General features: G+C 70.5%; 4 protein-coding genes and 1 pseudogene. 1 reads left to right on the top strand and 4 read right to left on the bottom strand.

Features of this window, described 5'->3' with window-relative positions; translation table 11 throughout:
• The 4 genes and pseudogenes from ACTIFU_RS22715 to hflK form a co-directional block, all read right to left on the bottom strand.
• Window positions 1-387: pseudogene (locus ACTIFU_RS22715) on the bottom strand (serine protease); the annotation flags it as partial.
• Between the two features lie 130 nt (window positions 388-517).
• Window positions 518-712: a DUF2065 domain-containing protein gene (locus ACTIFU_RS22710; protein ID WP_439580601.1), complete on the bottom strand. Its 195-nt coding sequence runs from the start codon at window positions 710-712 to the stop codon at window positions 518-520.
• A gap of 18 nt (window positions 713-730) precedes the next feature.
• A complete protein-coding gene (gene hflC / locus ACTIFU_RS22705) occupies window positions 731-1,627 on the bottom strand; it encodes a protease modulator HflC (protein ID WP_439580600.1) in 897 nt (298 codons plus the stop codon).
• Between the two features lie 13 nt (window positions 1,628-1,640).
• Window positions 1,641-2,837: an FtsH protease activity modulator HflK gene (gene hflK / locus ACTIFU_RS22700; RefSeq protein ID WP_439580599.1), complete on the bottom strand. Its 1,197-nt coding sequence runs from the start codon at window positions 2,835-2,837 to the stop codon at window positions 1,641-1,643.
• A gap of 160 nt (window positions 2,838-2,997) precedes the next feature.
• Between hflK and ACTIFU_RS22695 the strand changes: the two genes are divergently transcribed.
• A complete protein-coding gene (locus tag ACTIFU_RS22695) occupies window positions 2,998-4,128 on the top strand; it encodes an Mrp/NBP35 family ATP-binding protein (RefSeq protein ID WP_439580598.1) in 1,131 nt (376 codons plus the stop codon).
• Window positions 4,129-4,209 lie beyond the last annotated feature (81 nt).

Below are 4,209 nucleotides of genomic sequence, written 5' to 3'. Positions count from 1 at the left end.
GACGTGGTTGTTGGTGACGATCAGGCCCTCGCCGTTCTCGAACGCGATGACGAACCCTGAGCCGAGGCTCTGCGCCCGGCGCGGCCGCTGCGGCGCCTGGGGGCCCTGGCCCTGTCCCTGGCGCTGCTGGCGATCGAAGAACTCGCGGAAGAACTCCTCGAACGGCGACCCGGGCGGGAACTGAGGCACATCCGGGCCCTGCCGGTCGCGCCGCGCGGTCACCGTCTGCGTGGTCGAGATGTTGACCACCGACGGCAGCAGTCGCTCGGCGAGATCGGCGAAACTCTCTGGCGCAGGGCGCGCCTGGACCGGCGGCGCCGTGAGCGGCGCGGCACCCGCGAGCGCCAGAGCCAGCGCCGCAGCGACGGGACGGATCATCAGACGCATGGACTTGACTGCCTTCTTCGACTGGGGCTGCACGGGCAGCGGCCCGGACCTGTGCGCTATATGGACCAGCCGGACCGGGGTCGGAAGATGGCGCCCGGCCCCCTCCCGGTGTTCTGATCCCTTCCGCCCCTCAGAACGCGCTGGCCGCGAGCGCGATCATCGCACCCAGCCCAGCCGCCCCGAGCCCGACCGCGCGCAGCCCTTGGTCGGGCAGCGCGATCAGCCGGACCAGCACCCCGCGGACCGTGTCCGGAAACAGCGCATAGAGCAGGCCCTCGGCCGCGAGAACGAGGCCGAGGGCCGCAACCACCGCCGCAGGCGTCATGCCCGCCGCGACGAAGGCTCAGCGCACTTCCGCCGCCCGGACATCCTGCGGGAGCTGCTTGAAGAAGCGGAAGAAGTCGCTGTCCGGAGTGACGATGAGCATGCCCCGGCCTTCCTCGCCGAACGCCTCGCGATAGGCCTGCAGGCTGCGCCAGAACGCGAAGAACTGCGGGTCCTGCTGGAATGCCTCGGCGAAGATCCGGATTGCCTCCTGCTCGCCCGAGCCGCGGATGATGTCAGCCTGCGCCTGGGCTTCGGCCAGGATGACCGTCCGCTCGCGTTCGCCGCCGGCGCGCACCCGGGCTGCCACCTCCGCACCCTCGGCGCGGGCCTCGCGCGCGACGCGCTCGCGCTCGGACTGCATCCGGCTCAGGATCGCCTGGGTGTTCTCCTCCGGCAGGTCCGTGCGGCGGATGCGCACATCCTCGATCGCCACGCCGAACCGCCGGGCCTCGCGGTCCACGTTGTCGCGAATGTCGTTCATGATCCGCGTCCGGTCGGCCGACAGCACCGCGAGCAGCGGCTCGTTGCCAAGCACGCGGCGCAGCGCCGAGGGCACGATCGAGGACAGACGTGCCCGGATCGCTGCCTCGCCGAAGCCCACCGTCTGGTAGTACTCGAGCGGATCGGTGATCCGGAACCTCGTGAAGGTGTCCACGATCAGCCGGCGCTGGTCGGCGAGGATCACCTCCTCGCCCGAGCCCTCGTAGTCCAGCAGGCGTCGGTCGAAGCTGATCGTGTTCTGGATGAACGGGATCTTGGCATGGAGGCCGGGCTCGGTGATCACGCGTACCGGCTTGCCGAACTGCACGACCAGCACCTGCTCGGTCTGATGCACCGTGAACAGCGTGGACAGCAGCAGCACGGCCGCGACGACAACGCCGATCGCGCTGCCGATGAGGGTCTTCTGGTTCATTGTCTCTCTCCCCTCAGCGCATGCTGCCGGTCACGCGGGCCGCCGGGCCGGGCAGGCTGCCCGGCGAGGACGGAAGCGGCTGGGGCCGGTCCATGCCGCCCTGCTGCGCCTGGCGCGCCCGGTTCAGGTCATTGAGCGGCAGGAACGGCACCAGGTTCTGCACCTTGTCGTCGACCAGCACGGTCGGGCTCGACTTCAGGATCTCCTCCATCGTCTCGAGGTAGAGGCGCGTGCGCGTGACATCGCGCGCCTGGGCGTAGGCGGAGAGAATCTGGGTGAAGCGCTCGGCCTCACCGCGGGCGCGGGCGACCCGGCCCTCGCGGTCACCCTGCGCTTCCTGGACGAAGCGCTCGGCCTCGCCGCGGGCGCGCGGGATGATGTCGTTGCGGAACGCCTCGGCCTCGTTGCGCAGACGCTCGCGGTCGGCGTTGGCCCGCTGCACGTCGCGGAACGCGTCGATCACGGCGGCCGGCGGATCAACCTTCTGCAGCTGCACCTGCGCCAGCTCGATGCCAGCACGATACTGGTCGAGCATCGCCTGGGTGCCCTCACGCACCGACTGCTCGATCTGCGCGCGCGCCTCGGTCAGCGCGGGCTGGATCGGCGTCCGGCCGATCACCTCGCGCATCACGCTCTCGGCGGCCGACTTCACCGTCTCCTCCGGGTTGCGGATGTTGAACAGGAACTCGCCCGCGTCGCGGATGCGCCAGAACACCGCGAAGTCGATGTCGATGATGTTCTCGTCGCCGGTCAGCATCAGGCTTTCCTCGACCACGTCCCGTGTGGGCACGGGCCGGGCGCCCTCGACCTGGCTGCGGAAGCCGACATCGATGCGGTTGATGCGCGTCACCCGCGGGGTGGTCACGCTCTCGATCGGCACCGGCAGCGCGTAGTTGAGCCCCGGCGGGGTGGTGCGGTTGAACGCGCCGAAGCGCAGCACCACGCCCTGCTCGTCGGGCTGGACACGATAGAAGCCCGACAGCAGCCAGACGCCGACCAGGATGGCACCGACGATCGCGATTCCCTTGCCGCCGCCGAAGCCGCGCGGCAGGAAGCGCCGGACGAAGTCCTGCCCCTTGCGCAGCAGCTCATCGACGTTCGGCGGCTGCGGCAGGCCGGGCCCGCCGCCTCCGCCACTGCCCCACGGTCCGCCCGATCGGCCGCCGCCGCCCCAGGGTCCGCCGCCCCCGCTGTTGTTGGTCCACGGCATGTGTTGCTCTTCCCAGCCTGGTGTTCCGTTGGAAGCCGCTTCGGCCCGCCCCATATCCGCCGCCCGGGCGGTAACGATCAGCGAGCACGCGCGGTGGCCACAGCCGATCCGCGCCGGCACGTCCGCGGCATATGGACGGAAATCGGAGGGTTTTCAAGCGATGACCGAGGTGACCGAGGCGGCCGTGCGCGAGGCTCTGAAGACCGTGCACGACCCGGAAACGGGTCGGGACATCGTGGCCCTCGGCATGGTCCAGGGCCTTCAGGTCAAGCAGGGGCTTGTCAATTTCGCGATCGAGGTGTCGCGCGAGCGGGCCCCGCGCATGGAGCCGATCCGCCGTGCCGCCGAGAAGGCGGCCGCCGCCGTTCCCGGGGTGTTGAACGCGACCGTGGTGCTGACGGCGCACCGGGCCGAGGCGCCGAAACAGCCCGCGCCGACCGCCGGAGCCCAGGCCAGCGCCGCTGCCGCCGGCGGGCGCGGCGCGCAGTTGCTCACGAACTGCCGCGCGATCGTCGCCGTCGCCTCTGGCAAGGGTGGGGTCGGCAAGTCCACGACCGCGGCCAATCTCGCGATCGGGCTGGCGCAGAACGGGCTGAGGGTGGGCCTGCTGGATGCCGACATCTACGGGCCCTCGATACCGCGGATGCTCGGAATCCGCGGCCGGCCGCACGCGGCGGGGCAGATGATCGCGCCGATGGAGAAGTGGGGGCTCAAGGTCATGTCGATCGGCTTCCTCGTCGAGGAGGAGACGCCGATGATCTGGCGCGGGCCGATGGTGATGGGCGCGCTCGAGCAGATGATGGGCCAGGTGCTCTGGGGCGAGCTCGACATCATGGTGGTCGACATGCCGCCCGGCACAGGCGACGCGCAGCTGACCATGGCGCAGCGCGTGCCGCTGACCGGCGCGGTGATCGTCTCGACGCCGCAGGACGTGGCGCTGATCGATGCGCGCCGGGGCATGGCGATGTTCGCGCGCACGAACGTCCCGGTGCTGGGGCTGATCGAGAACATGAGCTTCTTCTGCTGCCCGAACTGCGGGCATCGCAGCGACATCTTCGGCCATGGCGGCGCCCGCCGCGAGGCTGAACGGCTCGGCGCGGAGTTCCTGGGCGAGATCCCGATCGCGATCGAGATCCGCACCACCTCCGACGAGGGCACGCCGATTGCCGCCACCATGCCCGACAGCGACGAAGCGCGCATCTACCGCGCGATCGCGACACGGGTCTGGGAGAAGTGCGAGGCGATCAATGCGCGCCGCGCGGCGTCGGCACCGCGCATTGTCGTCGAGTAGCAGGCGCCGTGTCTGAACGGTCATGGAATATGCGCGCAGGGTGGGCGTTCTGCCGCTGACGCCACCGCGGTTGGTGGCGTG

Source organism: Elioraea sp., assembly GCF_051860475.1.
In the GTDB taxonomy this organism is placed as follows: domain Bacteria; phylum Pseudomonadota; class Alphaproteobacteria; order Acetobacterales; family Acetobacteraceae; genus Elioraea.
The sequence above is the reverse complement of the archived record's forward strand: the minus strand, read 5'-3'. Positions and strand labels throughout refer to the sequence as shown.

Coding starts and splice junctions, on each gene's coding strand:
- ACTIFU_RS22710 (WP_439580601.1), bottom strand. CDS start 712: ATGACGCCTGCGGCGGTGGTTGCGGCCCTCGGCCTCGTTCTCGCGGCC.
- hflC (WP_439580600.1), bottom strand. CDS start 1,627: ATGAACCAGAAGACCCTCATCGGCAGCGCGATCGGCGTTGTCGTCGCG.
- hflK (WP_439580599.1), bottom strand. CDS start 2,837: ATGCCGTGGACCAACAACAGCGGGGGCGGCGGACCCTGGGGCGGCGGC.
- ACTIFU_RS22695 (WP_439580598.1), top strand. CDS start 2,998: ATGACCGAGGTGACCGAGGCGGCCGTGCGCGAGGCTCTGAAGACCGTG.